Below are 15,694 nucleotides of genomic sequence, written 5' to 3' on the forward strand. Positions count from 1 at the left end.
GACGTCGTCCACGACGTGGCGCAGCACGAGCGGCAGTACGGCGGTGGCGACGGCCGCCACCGCGGCGCCTCCGAAGGCCAGGACGAGGTCGGTGCGGTGGCGCAGGGTGTAGCCGGCGATCCGCCGTGCCCAGCCGTCGGCCGGTGGTGAGCCGCCGGGGCCGGCCGCCGTGTCGTGCGCGGCGGCCGGTTCCGTCGTGGCCGTGGGACAGCCCGTCACCGGGCCTCCACCAGGCCGGTGCCGGGCCGGACCGCCTGCGCGGCGGGGTCGTCGAACAGGCGGTTGGCGGGGCGCGGGAGGCCGTAGTGCTCGCGCAGGGTCGTGCCGGCGTACTCGGTGCGGAACAGGCCGCGTTCCTGGAGGATCGGGACCACCCGGTCCACGAACACCTCCAGCCCGGAGGGCAGGACGGCGGGCATGATGTTGAAGCCGTCGGCTGCCCCGCTGTCGTACCAGTGCTCGATCGTGTCGGCGACCTGCTCCGCGGTGCCCGCGAAGGTGCGGTGCCCCCGGCCTCCGCCGAGCCGGCCGATCAGCTGCCGTACGGTGAGCCGTTCGCGGCGGGCCAGTTCCACGACGAGGGTGTAGCGGCTCTTCGCGCCTTCGATCTCGTCCTCGGTGGGGATGTCGTCGGGCAGTTCGGAGTCGAGGTCCAGGGCGTCCGGGGCGATGCCGAGTCGCTGGGCGAGCTGCCGCTTGGCGTACTCGGGGACGATGAGCCGGTCCAGTTCGGCGTCGAGTGCGCGGGCCTCGGCCTCGGTGTCGCCGATGACGGGGACGATTCCGGGCAGGATCTTGATGCCGTCCGGGTCCCGGCCGAGTGCGAGGGCGCGCTGTTTGACGTCCTTGTAGAAGGCGATGCCCTCGTCGAGGGTCTGCTGTGCGGTGAATACCGCTTCTGCGTAGCGTGCCGCGAAGTCCTTGCCGTCCTCGCTGGATCCGGCCTGCACGAGGAGCGGGTGCCCCTGGGGGGAGCGTTCCACGTTGAGCGGGCCGTCGACGCGGAAGAACTCACCGCGGTGGTCGATGGGGCGGACCCGGTCGGCCAGGGTGTGGACGCCGGCTTCTTTGTCCGCCACGACTGCGTCGTCGGCCCAGCTGTCCCAGAGCTTGGTGGCGACCTCGACGAACTCGGCGGCGCGCCGGTAGCGGTCGTGGTGCAGCGGGGTGTCGTCGAGGCCGAAGTTGCGGGCGGCTTCGGCGCCGGCCGTGGTGACGATGTTCCATCCGGCGCGGCCGTTCGAGACGTGGTCGAGGGAGGCGAACCGCCGGGCCAGGTTGAAGGGTTCGTTGTAGCTGGTGGAGGCGGTGGCGATGAGTCCGATCCGGCTGGTCACCGCCGCGAGCGCGCTCAGCAGGACGGTCGGCTCCAGCTTGCTGGAGGGCCGTCGGCCGGGGTCGCCCTGCAGGACGGGGCCGTCGGCGAGGAACACCGAGTCGAGCAGGCCGCGTTCGGCGATGCGGGCGAGGTTCTGGTAGTGCGCGATGCCGGTGCCGCCGTCGGAGGGGCTCTCGGGGAGCCGCCAGGATGCCTCGTGGTGGCCCACCGACATCAGGAAGGCGTTGAGGTGGAGTGGTTTGCGCTCAGGCGTTCGCGACATCGGGGTCGTCCTTCTGGTGGTGGGTGGGTACGGGGTGCTCCGCCACGCCGAGCGCGGCGAGCAGGGTGTCCCGGTACTCCTGGAAGCGAGGGTGGCGCCGGCTCCGGGGGGTGGGCAGGTCGACGGCGAGGTCGACCGAGATCCGGCCCTGGTCCAGGACGAGCACGCGGTCGGCGAGCTCGACCGCCTCGTCCACGTCGTGGGTGACGAGGAGGACCGCGGGGCGGTGGCGTTCGTAGAGTTCGCACAGCAGTCCGTGCATGCGGATGCGGGTCAGGGCGTCGAGGGCGCCGAACGGTTCGTCCGCCAGGAGCAGTTCGGGGTCGCTCACCAGGGCGCGGGCCAGGGCGGCACGCTGCTGTTCGCCGCCGGACAGCTCGTGGGACCAGGCACGCTCCCGGCCCTCGAGTCCGACCTCGGCGAGGGCCCGTACTCCGCGTTCGCGTACGCCGGGTCCGCGCAGTCCGAGGGTGACGTTGTCCAGGATCCGCAGCCAGGGCAGCAGGCGGGAGTCCTGGAAGGAGAGGGAGACCCGCTCGGGTACGGTCAGTTCACCCGATCCCTCGACATCGTGGTCGAGGCCGGCCACGGCGCGCAGCAGGGTCGACTTGCCGGAGCCGCTGCGGCCCAGGAGCGCCGTGAACTCGCCCGCGCCCAGGGTCAGGTCGAGTTCCTCGAGGATGATCCGATCACCGAAGCGGCGTATCAGCCCGCTGGTGCGCACCGCGGGGGCGAGGTCCCGTACCCGGGTGCCGGATGCGGCCGTCAGCCCGCCAGCGTACGTCGCCATGACAGGGCCCTCCGTTCGATCGCGCGCACCAGTGCGTCGGAGGAGAAGCCGAAGATCCCGTAGGCCACCAGGCCGACGATGATCACGTCGGACTGCGCGTACTGCTGGGCCTGGAACATCATGTAGCCGATGCCGCTGGTGGCGTTGATCTGCTCGACGACGATCAGGCCCAGCCAGGCCGAGGTGACGCCGAGCCGCAGCCCGACGAAGAATCCGGGCAGGGAGCCCGGCAGGACCACCTTGCGCAGGAACCGCCATCTGCTCAGCCCCAGCACCTCGGCGAGTTCGACGTGGCGGTTGTCGATGCTGGTGAGCGACGCGTAGGTGTTGATGTACATGTTCACCCCGACGCCGAGGGCGATGACCGTGACCTTCATCTGCTCGCCGATGCCGAGCCAGAGGATGAGCAGGGGCAGCATGGCCAGCGACGGAATGGCGCGCTTGATCTGGAGCGGCCCGTCGACGAGGTACTCGCCCGTGCGGCTGAGTCCGGCGAGCACGGCGGCCGCGACGCCCGTCAGGACACCGAACAGCAGGCCGAGACCGGCTCGTTGGAGCGAGATGAGCACGTTGCCCTGCAGGCGGCCGTCCGCCACGAGATCACCCGCGGTGGCGATCACGGTGCCGGGACCGGAGAGGATGCGGGGGTCGAGGAGGCCCGCGGCGGACGCCGCCCACCAGACGGCGACGAGCAGCGCGGGCCCCAGGAGCCGGCCGAAGGGGACGCCGCGCCCGGGTCCCAGCCGCCGGGCCTTGCGGGCCGCGGGGCGCCGTCGTCCGGCGGCCGGACCGGAGGGCTCCGCCTCGGCGCCGGTCCGGTCCGATACGGGCTCGGGCGTCACGGGCCCGGGCCGGTCCGCCACCTGCTCGGGCGTCACGGGCTCGGGCGTCACTGCCTCGGGCCGGTCCGCCACGGGCTCGGGCGTCACGGACTCAGGCCGGTCCGCCACCTGCTCGGGCGTCACCGACTCGGGCCGGTCCGCCACGGGCTCGGGTGCCGGTGCCTGCACGCGCAGACCCGTCAGTGCCTCGCTCATGCGCCCGCCCGGAATCCGGCCGGCACGGCGGCGGCCGCGAGGCCCTCGAACCGCCGGTCGAACAGCGTCTTGACGTCGAGCTTCGGCACGAAGCCGCCTTCGGCCATCAGGTCCGCGGTCTCCTGCTCCCACGCGATGGCGTTGTCCCAGTTCGCCGGGAACCGGGGCTTCGCGAGGGAATCGACGATGCGCCGGCCGTCGGCCGCGCTGACGCCCTGGTCCTTGACGTAGTACGCGTCGATCCACTGGTCGGAGTTGTCCCACGCCCAGGCCACGCCCTGCGCCCAGAGCGTGACGTAGCTGCGCACGGCGGCCGCCTTCGCCGGGTCGTTCAGGACCTCCAGGGGCGCCCACAGGACGGTGAGCAGGTCGACCACGTCGGTCGGCACGCCGCGGGCTCCGTCCTTGCCGTACTGGGTCAGGTACTTGGTCAGCGTCGGTTCGCCGAGGGGCGCGACGTCGACCTGCTTCGACTGGAGCGCGGTGAGGAACTGCGTGCTCGGCAGCGCCACCAGCTGGACATCGGAGTTGGCGAGTCCGGCCTTCTTCAGGGCCCGCAGGACGACCACGCCCTGGGCCTGCCCCTGGGAGAAGGCGATCTTCTTGCCCTTGAAGTCCTCGGCGGTCCTGATGGACGAGGCGGGCGCCGTGGCGAACGTGTAGGTGGGGTGGTGGCGTTCCTGCACGGCGACGATCCGGGCCTTCACACCGATGGCTTCGGCCTGGATCGGCGGAATTCCCGCATTGCTCGCGACGTCGATCGAGCGTGCCCGGAATCCCTGGATGATGTCGGGTCCCGCGTTGAGGTTGATCCACGAGGAGACCTTGAAGGGAAGGTTCTTGTCGAGTCCGGATGCGGCCAGTTGGATCTGCGAGGTCCGCACCGCCACGGCCAGCGACGTTCCCGCGGGCGGCGGCCCGGTGGGCAGCTCGCCCGCGGGTTCGGAATGGGCCGCGTTCGTGGTCTGGGGGGCGCATCCTGCGGCGGCCAGAAGAGTGCCGCCGGCGAGGGCGAGGAATCCTCTGCGCCCCAATCGGGGAGAGGGTGAGGGGTGGGCATGGAAGTTCCTGTTCTCATGACGGGGATGAGCCGGTCGCCGGTGTTCACAGGGAGTGGTAAGCGCCGTTGTGGAAGAGCAGGGGCCGGCCGTCCTCCGCCTGCCAGGCCTCGGTGACGCGGGCCACGACGATGTGCGCGTCTCCCGCGGGGACGAGCTGTTCGACGGCGAGGCGCAGCCAGCCGGTGACCCCGTCGAGCACCGGCTCGCCCTGCGGCAGCCGGTGCCATCGGGTCGGCGCGGCGAACCGGTCGATGCCGCTGGTCGCGAAACGCCTGGCCAGGTCCTCCTGCGCGGAGTCGAGGAAGTTGACCACGACCGACCCGGCCCGCTCCAGGTGCGGCCACGAGGAGGAGCTCTTCGCGATACCGAAGGAGACGAGGGGCGGTTCGAGCGACACCGACGTCAGCGAGGTGGCGGTGAAGCCGACCGGACCCGCCCCGGAGTCGGCCGTGACGACCACGACCCCGCCCGGATAGGCCCGGAAGATCTGCTTGAAGCGGGCCGGCTCGACCAGGCTCGGTGCCGGATTCGAATACAAGGAAATGCTCAATGTTCCCCCAGGGTGAAGGGTGCCGTGCGCTGCCTTTGCGCGGTGTCCGCCGGAATCGGGGTACGGAAATGGGCAGCAGGAAGCGGATCACGGCGGAATGGGCGCGGCAGAGCGCGGACCGGCACGGTGCCGGTCGAGCTCAGAAATGCCGGGGAAAGGCGTACGCGAAAGGAAGGGCGCAGCGCGTCATGACGGCAGTGGAAGCGCCGCCGGCTCTCGTGTCAACAACAGGAGCGGTGCGCGTACCGTCGATTCCTCTGCGGGCTGTTCATGAATCCATCCTCCCTTTCGGGAGACGACCCGGTCAACAATGCAACTTTCTGAATTAAGTCGGTTTCCGGCTGCCGCCCGGAGGCGGGGCGGGCAGGCAGCCGGCGACCGGGTCATGAGACGGCGGGCAGCGCCGGCCACGGACCGAGCGGGTCGTCGTGCAGGGCGCCCAACGCGACGGCCGCGCCCGCGGTGGCGAGCACCGAACCCGTGAAACTGCTCGGCACGACGGACCGGCCGGCGTCGTCGCACACCAGGGACCGCGCCTCCACCTCTGCCCGCAACTCGTCGATGCACGCGGGCAGTCGGCCCGTTCCCGGTTCGACCACGACCAACACCTCGGGATCGAACATGTCCAGCAGCACCGCCGCCGCCCTGCCCATGAGCCTGGCCCGCTGCCGGAACAGCACCTCCGCCACGGGATCACCCGCGACGGCCAGGTCCAGCAGTTCGGCGAACCTCGTCACGGGCAGGCCCCGCTCGGTGGCGCGGCGCACCATGGCCGGCTCCGAGACCTCGGACTGGAGGCAGCCTGCCGTACCGCAGGTGCAGAACGCGCCGGCGGAGGTGGTGCCCACCGGCAGGTGCGCCACGTTGCCCGCGCCGAAGCGCGGCCCCTGGTGCACGGCGCCCGCGGTGACGAACGCCGCGTCGACGACGTTGCCGACGAACAGCACGACGGCACTGCCGCGGGTGGCCGCGTCGCCGAAGAGCTGCTCGGCGCGCGCGAGGGCCCTCGAATGGCTGTCGAGGTGGACGGGCACACCGGTCGCCCTGGCGAGCGCGTCCCGTACGGGGACGTCCCGCCAGCCCAGTTGGGGATGGTGCACCACGGCTCCGGCCTCGGGATCGACCCAGTGCCCGGTGGCAACTCCCAGGGCGAGGGCGGTCCGCCCCGCCCCGTGCGCGGCCAGCAGCCGCGGCAGTCCCGCGGCCACCCGGGCGAGCACCCGCCCGGGTTCGGTGCCCTCGTGCGGCCGGCGCTCCTCCACGACGATCCGCCCGGTCAGGTCCATCAGGGAAAGCGTCGTATGGAGCACCGCGATGTGCGCCCCGGCCACGAGGAAGCGACTGGTGTCGATCTCGACCCGGATGTACGGGCGGCCCAGCCCACGGGGACCGGCGGTCTCGGGGCCTTCCCTGACCAGTCCTCTGTCCAGCAGAGCCGCGCAGTGGCCGCTGACCGACGCGGGCGAAAGTCCGGTGAGCCGGGCGATGGTACTGCGGGCGACGGGGCCGTGGTCGAGGACCGCGCCCAGCACCGCTCCGGTACCGGACGTCCTCCGCAGCGGGTTCGCGCCGGCCGACGGGATGTCGGAACGGCGCAGCGGGGCAAGGCGTTCGGCTGAGGTCTTCGATCGGTCCATGGGGGCCTTCCAGGTCCTGTGCGGTGGCACGCAACAGCCGGGCCTGGCGGGCTCGCGACGGGAGGCCGACTCCGGGCATGGGCGTGCGCGGGAAGCTCCACGGAGGGAGCGCTGTTCACCAGAACGCGGGGACACTGCGGGAGTTCGGAATCCGGGCCCACTGGGGGCAGGACGAAGACGAGGGATCCGCGCGGTCGCCGTACGGTCAGGACCACTGACACGCGGCGGAGCAGACACGCTTCAGGTCGACATGACCTCGTGTCGTCAGCAGCGCGGATCGGTACATGACGCGCAACATAGCCGGGGCGGCGCGAGCCGGTCAAACAGCTGCCCGCACCGTGGACAGCCGGGTCCTGGCTGATAAACCGACCTGCCTTTTCTGCCGACGGCCTATTCTGATCACCACCGACGGACGCGGCGACGTGCTGCGCGTCCGCCGTGAGCACGCCTTCCTCCTCCCCACCGGAGCCCGGCTGCCCTTCACTCCGCGGGGCCCGGTCTTCCCCGTGCGAGCGACGCCACCAGGCGGGGGTGGGGAGAGAGCCGCGAACGACCCATCACACGTGAGGCACCCCATGGATAGTGAGCTCATACAGACCTGTCTGGACCTGCTGCACCGGGCACGGCAGCTGCCCGTGGACGATGCCCAGCGCCGTCTGCTGGAACGGGCTGCCGGCACCCTCGTTCGCGACGGCCGGCTTCGACGCCGTGCCGAGGCGCGCGCGGAACGGGCCGCGGCCGACGCGAGGCTGCTCGCGGCCACCGCGATGGGCGCCTCCGACCGCGTGATGGACGCCGCTCTGACCGCCCCGGCCGCTCCGGCCGCTCTGACCACCCCGGCCGCGCCCGAACGAGGCCTGGCGGACCGCGAGTACGTTCAGCCCCGCCCCGGAGCGTCGGCGGCGCGACAGCTGCCGGACGGTACGCCGAACAGTGACGGACCGTCACGACTGCTGAACCGCCCCCAACTCTGTTATGTCTGCAAGAACCACTACCGGCAAGTCCACGACTTCTACCACCTGTTGTGCCCCGAGTGCGCCGGCGAGAATCTCGCCCACCGCACGGCCCGCACCGACCTCACCGGCCGACGCGCGCTGCTGACCGGCGGGCGCGTCAAGATCGGCTACCAGGCCGCGCTGATGCTCCTTCGGGACGGAGCCGAGCTCACGGTGACCAGCCGCTTCCCCCAGGACACGGTGCGCCGGTTCGCGGCGGCCCCCGGCGCCGCGGAGTGGTGGCACCGGCTGCAGATCGCCGCCCTGGACCTGCGCGATCCCCGGCAGGTCCTCGCCTTCACCGACCACATGCTCTCCCGGGGTCTGCCCCTGGACGTTCTGATCAACAACGCCGCCCAGACCCTACGCCGCTCTCCTGAGGCGTACACCGCGCTGTCCGCCGCCGAAACCACCCCGGCCCCCGCGTCACTCACCGCGCCACAGATCTGGACCGCTCCAGGGTTCTCCGTACCCGGCCCGCGCACCGCGCCTCTGCCGTGGACAGCGGAACTCGCCCCACGGCTCCGAGCGCCCCACGCCCTGGCCGGCACCGCACACACGGCCGGCGCCTCAGCAGCAGCCGCGCCCCTGCCACCGGAGGCCGTCGACGAGGCGGGTCTGCTGCCCGAGACGACCGCGACCAATTCCTGGACGCTGCGTCTGGGAAGGGTCGACCCGACTGAGCTGCTGGAAGTCCAGCTGGTCAACGCCGTCGCACCGTTCCTGCTCGCCGACCGCCTGCTCCCTCTTCTCGATGCCTCCCCGCACCCGGACCGCTACCTGATCAACGTCTCGGCAGTCGAGGGCCAGTTCACCGTGCGGAACAAGACCAGCGACCACCCGCACACCAACATGGCCAAGGCCGCCTTGAACATGCTCACCCGCACCAGCGCCGCAGACCTGGCCACCCGCGGCATCCACACCTGCAGCGTCGACACCGGCTGGATCACCGACGAGAAGCCCCTCCCCGCCCGGCAATGGCACGCCGCCACCGGCTGGCGCCCGCCGCTGGACATCGTCGACGGCGCCGCCCGCATCTACCACCCCATCGTGCAAGGGCAGGCCGGCGCACCCGTCCACGGCATCCTCCTCAAGGACTACCGGCAGGTCCCGTGGTGATCCCTCCCAGCAGGGTGACTCCGAGCGGCCACCCCGAAGTCACCAGTTGAGCGCGAGGGTCGCCGCTGCCGCGGAGTGCCCCTCCGCCGCTGTGGCCAGGGGGAGCTCCGTCCAGACGGTCTTGCCGTCCCGGGTGTAGCGCGTGCCCCACCGTTCGGTGAACTGGGCCACCAGGAAGAGACCGCGCCCGCCCTCATCGGTGGTGCGCGCCCGCCGTAGGTGCGGAGCGGTGCTGCTGCGGTCGGAGACCTCGCAGATCAGGCTGCGGTCGCGGATGAGCCGCAGGGTCAGCGGCGTGCCGCCGCCGTACCGGTAGGCGTTGGTGACCAGTTCGCTGACGACCAGTTCGGCGGTGAAGGCCATCTCTTCCAGGCCCCACCCGGTCAGTGTGGCCTCCGTCAGGTGCCGCGCCCGTGCGGCGGCGGTCGGCTCCGCGGGCAGCTCCCAGGACGCGACCTGCTCCGGTGCCAGCACGCGGGTGCGGGCGAGGAGCAGTGCGACGTCGTCCGGTGGGTGCTCCGGCAGCAGGGCGGCCTGCACCGCCGTACAGGTCTCCTCCAGCGACCGGCCGGGCCGGGACAGGACGTCTCGCAGCCGCGCGAGTCCCTCGTCGACGTCGAGGCCACGGGCCTCGACCAGGCCGTCGGTGTACAGCGCCAGCAGGCTTCCCTCGGCGAGTTCCAGTTCGGCGGACTCGAACGGGAGTCCGCCCAGGCCCAGCGGCGGCCCCTCGGGGAGGTCGGGCACGCTCACGATGCCGTCGGAGGTCACCACGACGGGCGGCAGATGGCCCGCTCGGGCCAGGGTGCAGCGCCGGGAGGTGGGGTCGTAGACCGCGTAGAGGCAGGTCGCGCCGACGATCTGCTCGCCCTGTGCGCCCCCGTCACCGGGCTCCTGCTCGGCTGCCAGGCGGTTGACCAGGTCGTCCAGGTGGGAGAGGACCTCGTCCGGGGCGTAGTCGAGGCTGGCCAGGGTGTGCACCGCCGTGCGCAGGCGGCCCATGGTGGCCGCAGCGTGCAGACCGTGGCCGACGACGTCGCCGACGACGAGGGCGACGCGGGCTCCGGAGAGCGGGATGACATCGAACCAGTCGCCGCCGACGCCGGTGGCGGGATCGGCCGGCAGATAGCGGTGCGCGACCTCGACCGCGCTGTGTTCGGGCAACTCCCGCGGCAGCAGACTGCGCTGCAACATGAGCGCGGCCTCGTGCTGCTGGGTGTAGCGGCGGGCGTTGTCGATGCACAGGGCGGCGCGCGCGGCGAATTCCTCCGCGAGGGTGAGGTCGTCCTCCTCGAACGGTTCGGGCCGCTTGGCGCGCCACAGGCTGAGCAGGCCGAGGAGCAGACCGCGGGCCGTCAGCGGTACGACGATCAGCGAGTGGGCCCCCAGACCGAGGGCGCGCCGTGTGCGCTCCGGATCCTTGAAATACCAGGCGGGGCTGCTCTCGAGCACTGGTTCGAGGACGGGCTGCTGTCCGGCGAGGCACCTGGCCTGCGGGGTACGGGGGTCGAAGTGGAAGACCTCTCCGGCGGAGTACATCACCTGCAGTGCCTCTGTCACGACCGAGTGGACGGCCATCCTCCGGACCAGTCCGCTCGTCTCCTCGGCGGCCTCTTCGCCGCGGGCCACCGACTCCAGCAGATCCACCGAGACGGCGTCGGCGAGGTCGGGGACGGCGACGTCGGCCAGCTCCCGGGTGGTCTGGCCGAGGTCCAGTGTGGTCCCGATGCGGGCGCTCGCCCGGTTGAGCAGGGCAAGCCGTCGCCGGGCCCGGTAGCGGTCGGTGACGTCCTCCACCAGTTGGGTGACGCCGAGGATCCCGCCGGAGGGGTCCTCCATCCGGAACGCGGACACCGACACCACCCGCTCGTTGCCGGGGTCACTCCTCAGGCGGCAGGGCTGCTCGGTGAAGATCAGGGGTTGGCCCGTCTCCAGCACCCGTTGCAGCCGGGTTTCGATGGTCTTCAGGTCCGGACCGATGAGGAAGTCGCCGATGCGCAGGCCCCGGATCTCCATCGCGGGGAGTTGTGTGAACCGGGCCAGCGCCCGGTTGATCCGCAGGATGCTCAGGTCGGGGGCGTGGACGGACAGACCGATCGGGGAGCGCAGGAACAGACCGTCCAGGACCGACCGGTCCGTCTCCCACTGGCGCACCTCCTCCGCCGGGGCGACGACGAGGAACCACTCGCGGGCCGAGCCGGCGCGGATGACGGCGCGGGCGCGGAAGCCCAGCTCCACCCGCTGCCCGCTGCGATGCCGGACGGGCAGGATTCCGGACCAGCCCCGGTCGCGCAGGCACGCGGCCACCGCCTCCATGACCGCCTCATGGTCACGGGCATCGAACAGGAACTCGATCGCTGCCCGGCCCAGCACCTCCTCGGGCGGGAAGCCGAGGTGCTCCTGTGCGCGCTCGCTCCAGCCGACGACCCTGCCGTGGTCGTCCAGTACCGCCGAGGCCGAGTTGTGCAGCGCGAACGGGTCCTCGGGCCCCTCGCCCAACCCAGGCGCCGGTGCGTCCATCACTACCGCCCTTCGACCCTTCGACCCTTCGACCCTTCGACCTGCCGAACGGAACGCTCGGCGGGTATGCCCGCAGCGACCACCCACGGTGATCAGAGACCAAGGATCGAGCGGTCGGCCTAGATTCAGTATCGCCGCGTCGCTGTACGTCGGCAGAGGGTCGTCCACAAATGCACCGGCGCGCCGTTCGCCGGGACGCGGTCGTTCACCACGAGGCTGCGGCGAGTGCGGCCGTCAGCGCGTCGACCGAGGTGAACACGTGTCCGCGCAGGCCCAGGGCTTGGGCCGCCTCCACGTTCTCGGCCCGGTCGTCGACGAAGAGGATCTCCTCGACGGGCACACCCAGTCCCCGTACGCACCACTCGTAGGCCGCGGGTTCCGGCTTGGCGCTGCGGAGGCGGCAGGAGAAGCCGACCACGGAGAACCGGTCGAGCCACGGCTGCGTGGCCACGTACCGTTCGGCCAGCTCCTCGGGGATGTTGGAGAGCAGGCCGAGGCTGAACCCCTGGCCGGCGAGCTCGCCGAGCAGGTCCACGCTGCGCTGATCGACCTCGCTCCAGCTCGCGAGGTCCGCAGCGATCAGATCGGCGGTCAGACGCGCGTCGAGCGGGATCCCCAGGGTGTCGCAGATCCCCTTCCAGTAGGCGGGTCCCGCCACATCGCCCCGGTCGTAGGGGGTGCGCTGCGACCAGTACGCGCCCCAGAAGCGGTCGGGGTCGGCGGCGCCGGCCTTACGCTCCAGTACGGCCTGCGACTCGGGCGACTGCACGCGCGCGATGACACCGAAGAGGTCGAAGAGAATGGCTCGCATGGTTCCTTCCTAGGTTCCGTGGGTTCTGTTTGTTCCGTTTGTTCCGTCGGCTGTGATCGTGTCCCGCTGGACGCCGCCGCCACGCGGGCCCGGCACGGCTCCAGGGTCCGGGGCCTTCCCGCGCAGCCAGAGGCTGAGCGCGGCGCAGGCTGCGGCCAGGACGAACAGCACCAACGGCACCATCGTGATGTTCATCGTGTCGATCACGCCGCCCAGCAGCGGCGGGAAGGCCACGCCGCCGATCATCGAGGCGGCGATCACGAAGGCCCCGGCTGCGGCGACGCCCGGTACGGCCCGGTTCAGCCAGGGCAGGCACGTGGGGAAGATGGGCGCGATCATCAGGCCGACGCCGAAGTACGCGTACGGGGCGAGGGCCGGGACGGTCGCCAGGAGGAGGAAGCCCGCCATGCCCACGCAGCAGACGGTCAGGATCGACGGCGCGGACCAGCGCAGGCTGAGGGGCGCGACGACGAAGCGGCCGATGGTCATCGCGGCCCAGTAGGCGGACGTCGCCGAGGCGGCGGTGGCGGCTCCGTATCCGACGGCCTCCAGGTGGGTGGGCTCCCAGCCGCCGACTCCTGTCTCGATGGCCACGTGCAGGACGTAGACGCCGATGAACGCGGCGATGACCGGCAAGGCGCGCGCCCCTCCCGCCTTCGCACCCTCCCCGGCGACGGGCCCGGGTTCGCGCGCCGCCACCCCGCCCAGGGTGAACAGGAGGAGCAGGCACACGACACCCATGCCGATGAAGATCTCCGGGTAGTGCTCCGCACCCAGCCACCCGACGAGGGCGGGACCCGCGATCGCGCCCACGCCGAAGTGCCCGTTGAGCAGGTTGAGCATGGCCGTGCTGCGGTGGCCGAAGCCGATGGAGAACAGCTGGTTGAGGCCGTAGTCGATGCCGCCGAACCCGAGGCCGATGACGAAGGTGCCGCCCAGCGCCGGGATCCAGCTCGGCGAGAACGCGAAGACCACGGCGCCGGCCGCCATGAGGACGTACGAGCCACCGAGCAGCAGGCGGTTGCTCAGCCGCCCCCGCAGCGGGTGGTAGATCAGCACGCCGAGGAGCGCGCCGACGAAGTGGGCACTGAGGCTGAGCCCGGCCACGGCAGGGCTGATGCCGAACTCCTCGCGCAGGGCCGGGATGGCCGGACCGTACAGCGCCTGCAGAGCGCCGATCACCACGAACGCCACGCAGGAGGCGATGATCGCGACGGTGGTCAGGAGGCGGGGCCTGCCCGCATCCGGCAGGTCGGCCTCACTGGTGGTGGCAGACATCGCGGACATCGCCCTCCCCTGACTCATCAACAAATGAACATGAATGATGTTCATTACGGCGCGTATCCCACACCACCGACCGAAGATTACTCACACAGAATGTTCATTTCAACAGATCCGGTGTGCACATCGGCTCCCTCCAGGCCTCCGTCTGTGCTAAAAGCAGACATGTGAACGTGATGGAGAGACACAAGCTCGTCGTGGCGCTGCTCATCAAGGAGAACCGCGCGACGGTCGCGGAGCTGGCCGCGGCCACCGGGGCATCCGAGATGACCATCCGCAGGGACCTGGAGGTCCTGGAGTCCCGCGGCGCACTGCGCCGGGTGCGCGGCGGCGCGGTGAGCAACCTGCCGGGCGGAGTCGAGCCGCCGTACGCGATCCGCGCGATGTCCGGCGCGCGGTCCAAGGAACGCCTGGCGCGCACGGTGGTCGCGCTGCTGACCGACGGCGAGACCGTTGCCCTGGACACCGGCACGACGGCGGTGGCCGTCGCCCACGCCATGGCCGCCCGGCAGCTCACGGTGGCCCCGCTCTCCCTGCACGCCACCTTCACGCTGTCCGGCCATCCGGGCATCCGGCTGCTGATGCCCGGCGGGCAGGTGCGCCCCGAGGAGCTCTCCTTCTACGGCCACACTCCGGTCCAGACGTTCAAGGACCTGTGCTTCGACACGTTCATCCTGGGCTGCTGCGGCATCGACCCGGTCCAGGGCGCCACCGCGTACAACCTCGACGACGTACAGGTGAAGCGCGCCGCCGTGGCCGCCGCGCAACGCGTCATCCTGGTCGCGACAGCGGACAAGCTCGGCCGTACGGCGCTGGGACGGATCTGTTCGGTGGACCAGATCACGCTCATCGTCACGGACGCGCCGGACGACTCGCCGGTGGTCAAGGAGTTGCGGGACCGGGGCGTGGAGGTGATCCATCCCCCGGAGGAGTGACGGGCTGGACGATGCAGGACAAGGCCTTCCGCGTGACCCGGAACAGTTCCTCGTCCCGCAGGATGTCGCCGCCGTGGCGGCGACGCGAGGACATGACCGCTTGCAGTACGGGCAGGGCCGCCGCGGCGGGGCGGCCGATCGCGCCCCGCGCCCGTACGGTCCGCAGGGTCACAGGGGTGACCCGGTGACTGGCCAGCGGCGCCAGTTCCGGCAGCAGGGCCTCGACCGCCGGCGCCGCGTCACCGGTGATGCGCCACCAGGCCTCGGCCGCTCCGACCCGGCTCCACTCCCCCGGGCAGGTCAGCAGCGGCCGTACCGCGTCGGCGTACGGCGCGGCCAGCGGGCCCAGGTCGGCCAGGTAGCGCAGCACCGGGCGGCCGAGGCCGGCCCGTGCCGCCGCGCCGCACACCCGGAGTGCCGTCTCGGGGTCGCCGGTGATCCGCCAGTGCGCCCACGCGGCCCAGGGTCGCGGTCTCCTGCGGGTGGGGCGCCAAGAGCTCGGCGAAGCGCCCGACAGGTCCATTGCCACCGGGCCACCACGGTACGTCCGGCAGCGAGCCCCTCCCGGTGTCGGTGAACGTACGGGCCACCGCCCGCCCCGCCCCTGCCGTCACCTCGCCGTCCGGGGTACCCGCGGACAGGACGCCCTCGGCGGCCGCCAGCCGGACCAGGGGGTGTGCGTGTTCCAGCCAGGGCCGGAGCCACGCTCTGCCCTCCTGCGACGGATCGGCGACGACGGAGGAGGACAGTCCGGACAGCGTGCCCACCGTGAGGAGTTGCGAGACGAGGGCCGTCGGGTCGTCCTCCACGGCGGCCTGGCGCCGCACCGCGTCGAGTGCGGCCGGGTCCTCGCAGCGGATCGCACGCAGGACCCAGGCGCTGCCGGTCCGCACGCCTGCCGCCGGGTCCGTGATCAGCGGGAGCACGCGGCGCCCGGCGTTCGCGAACACCGTGAAGGTCATGTAGTGCACGCCGGCGGATCGCTGGCAGGCGATGTGCCCGCGCCACCGACCGGGTCAGCTGCCGGCGGTCCACACCTCCGGCCCTCCGCCCTCCCAGCTGATCGGCCCGTCCTCGGAGAGGTCCACGTCCTCCAGGCCGGCCAGGCGCAGCAACTCACTCACGTCGCCGGGCGCGAAGGCCCGGCCCAGGTCCGCGTCCACACCCAGTGCGTGCACCGTGACCTTCCGGCCGCCCTTCGGCGACACCGGATGAACGACGATCTCCGTACGGTCCGACATGCCCCCAGCCTGCATTCGACACGCTCCCACGGCATCCCGAGAACATCGGCCGGCGGGCGTCAACCCGGGGATGTACGGCGGTTGCCGACGTACATCCCCGAGCCGATGGCAGCCGT

Annotated in this window: 13 protein-coding genes; 2 read left to right on the forward strand and 11 right to left on the reverse strand. The window is 71.8% G+C overall.

The window, feature by feature from the left end:
- Positions 1-215: 215 nt before the first annotated feature.
- The 6 genes from OG534_RS01800 to OG534_RS01825 all read right to left on the reverse strand — a co-directional run bounded on the left by OG534_RS01800 (position 216) and on the right by OG534_RS01825 (position 6,676).
- Positions 216-1,601 carry an LLM class flavin-dependent oxidoreductase gene (locus tag OG534_RS01800; RefSeq protein ID WP_326586286.1) on the reverse strand — a complete coding sequence of 462 codons (1,386 nt, stop codon included), beginning with the start codon at positions 1,599-1,601 and terminating at the stop codon, positions 216-218.
- Positions 1,585-2,391: an ABC transporter ATP-binding protein gene (locus tag OG534_RS01805; protein WP_326586287.1), complete on the reverse strand. Its 807-nt coding sequence runs from the start codon at positions 2,389-2,391 to the stop codon at positions 1,585-1,587. The genes OG534_RS01800 and OG534_RS01805 overlap by 17 nt, the downstream gene beginning before the upstream one ends.
- Positions 2,367-3,428, reverse strand: coding sequence for an ABC transporter permease (locus tag OG534_RS01810; protein WP_326586288.1), 1,062 nt, complete (start codon positions 3,426-3,428; stop codon positions 2,367-2,369). Before OG534_RS01810 ends, OG534_RS01805 begins: the two co-directional genes overlap by 25 nt.
- On the reverse strand, positions 3,425-4,462 hold the full coding sequence (locus OG534_RS01815) for an ABC transporter substrate-binding protein (RefSeq protein ID WP_326586289.1): 1,038 nt from the start codon (positions 4,460-4,462) through the stop codon (positions 3,425-3,427). The genes OG534_RS01810 and OG534_RS01815 overlap by 4 nt, the downstream gene beginning before the upstream one ends.
- A 70-nt stretch (positions 4,463-4,532) precedes the next feature.
- On the reverse strand, positions 4,533-5,027 hold the full coding sequence (locus OG534_RS01820) for a flavin reductase family protein (RefSeq protein ID WP_326586290.1): 495 nt from the start codon (positions 5,025-5,027) through the stop codon (positions 4,533-4,535).
- 395 nt (positions 5,028-5,422) lie between these two features.
- Entirely contained in the window at positions 5,423-6,676 is a 1,254-nt protein-coding gene (locus OG534_RS01825; protein ID WP_326586291.1) for an ROK family transcriptional regulator, read from the reverse strand.
- 575 nt (positions 6,677-7,251) lie between these two features.
- Here OG534_RS01825 and OG534_RS01830 point away from each other — a divergent pair.
- Complete coding sequence (locus OG534_RS01830) at positions 7,252-8,790, forward strand: SDR family NAD(P)-dependent oxidoreductase (RefSeq protein WP_326586292.1); 1,539 nt, start codon at positions 7,252-7,254, stop codon at positions 8,788-8,790.
- A 39-nt stretch (positions 8,791-8,829) separates the two neighbouring features.
- On the opposite strand, the gene OG534_RS01835 is transcribed toward OG534_RS01830, so the two are convergent.
- The 3 genes from OG534_RS01835 to OG534_RS01845 all read right to left on the reverse strand — a co-directional run bounded on the left by OG534_RS01835 (position 8,830) and on the right by OG534_RS01845 (position 13,408).
- A complete protein-coding gene (locus OG534_RS01835) occupies positions 8,830-11,310 on the reverse strand; it encodes a SpoIIE family protein phosphatase (RefSeq protein ID WP_326586293.1) in 2,481 nt (826 codons plus the stop codon).
- 205 nt (positions 11,311-11,515) lie between these two features.
- On the reverse strand, positions 11,516-12,121 hold the full coding sequence (locus OG534_RS01840) for an HAD family hydrolase (protein WP_326586294.1): 606 nt from the start codon (positions 12,119-12,121) through the stop codon (positions 11,516-11,518).
- Between the two features lie 9 nt (positions 12,122-12,130).
- Complete coding sequence (locus OG534_RS01845) at positions 12,131-13,408, reverse strand: MFS transporter (RefSeq protein ID WP_326586295.1); 1,278 nt, start codon at positions 13,406-13,408, stop codon at positions 12,131-12,133.
- Positions 13,409-13,578: 170 nt separating this feature from the next.
- On the opposite strand from OG534_RS01845, the gene OG534_RS01850 reads away from it, so the two are divergent.
- Positions 13,579-14,337: a DeoR/GlpR family DNA-binding transcription regulator gene (locus tag OG534_RS01850; protein ID WP_326586296.1), complete on the forward strand. Its 759-nt coding sequence runs from the start codon at positions 13,579-13,581 to the stop codon at positions 14,335-14,337.
- Here the strand turns inward: OG534_RS01850 and OG534_RS01855 are convergent.
- A complete protein-coding gene (locus OG534_RS01855; RefSeq protein WP_326586297.1) occupies positions 14,285-14,866 on the reverse strand; it encodes a hypothetical protein in 582 nt (193 codons plus the stop codon). The genes OG534_RS01850 and OG534_RS01855 overlap by 53 nt on opposite strands.
- A 487-nt stretch (positions 14,867-15,353) precedes the next feature.
- Complete coding sequence (locus OG534_RS01860; protein ID WP_326586298.1) at positions 15,354-15,578, reverse strand: hypothetical protein; 225 nt, start codon at positions 15,576-15,578, stop codon at positions 15,354-15,356.
- Positions 15,579-15,694: the final 116 nt, after the last annotated feature.

It is taken from the genome of Streptomyces sp. NBC_01294, assembly GCF_035917235.1.
Taxonomy (GTDB): Bacteria; Actinomycetota; Actinomycetes; order Streptomycetales; family Streptomycetaceae; genus Streptomyces; species Streptomyces caledonius.

Bases quoted from the DNA above. Each gene is read 5' to 3' on its own strand.
- OG534_RS01810 (WP_326586288.1), bottom strand. From the start codon at position 3,428: ATGAGCGAGGCACTGACGGGTCTGCGCGTGCAGGCACCGGCACCCGAG.
- OG534_RS01845 (WP_326586295.1), bottom strand. From the start codon at position 13,408: ATGTCCGCGATGTCTGCCACCACCAGTGAGGCCGACCTGCCGGATGCG.
- OG534_RS01850 (WP_326586296.1), top strand. From the start codon at position 13,579: ATGGAGAGACACAAGCTCGTCGTGGCGCTGCTCATCAAGGAGAACCGC.
- OG534_RS01835 (WP_326586293.1), bottom strand. From the start codon at position 11,310: ATGGACGCACCGGCGCCTGGGTTGGGCGAGGGGCCCGAGGACCCGTTC.
- OG534_RS01800 (WP_326586286.1), bottom strand. From the start codon at position 1,601: ATGTCGCGAACGCCTGAGCGCAAACCACTCCACCTCAACGCCTTCCTG.
- OG534_RS01840 (WP_326586294.1), bottom strand. From the start codon at position 12,121: ATGCGAGCCATTCTCTTCGACCTCTTCGGTGTCATCGCGCGCGTGCAG.
- OG534_RS01860 (WP_326586298.1), bottom strand. From the start codon at position 15,578: ATGTCGGACCGTACGGAGATCGTCGTTCATCCGGTGTCGCCGAAGGGC.
- OG534_RS01825 (WP_326586291.1), bottom strand. From the start codon at position 6,676: ATGGACCGATCGAAGACCTCAGCCGAACGCCTTGCCCCGCTGCGCCGT.
- OG534_RS01830 (WP_326586292.1), top strand. From the start codon at position 7,252: ATGGATAGTGAGCTCATACAGACCTGTCTGGACCTGCTGCACCGGGCA.
- OG534_RS01805 (WP_326586287.1), bottom strand. From the start codon at position 2,391: ATGGCGACGTACGCTGGCGGGCTGACGGCCGCATCCGGCACCCGGGTA.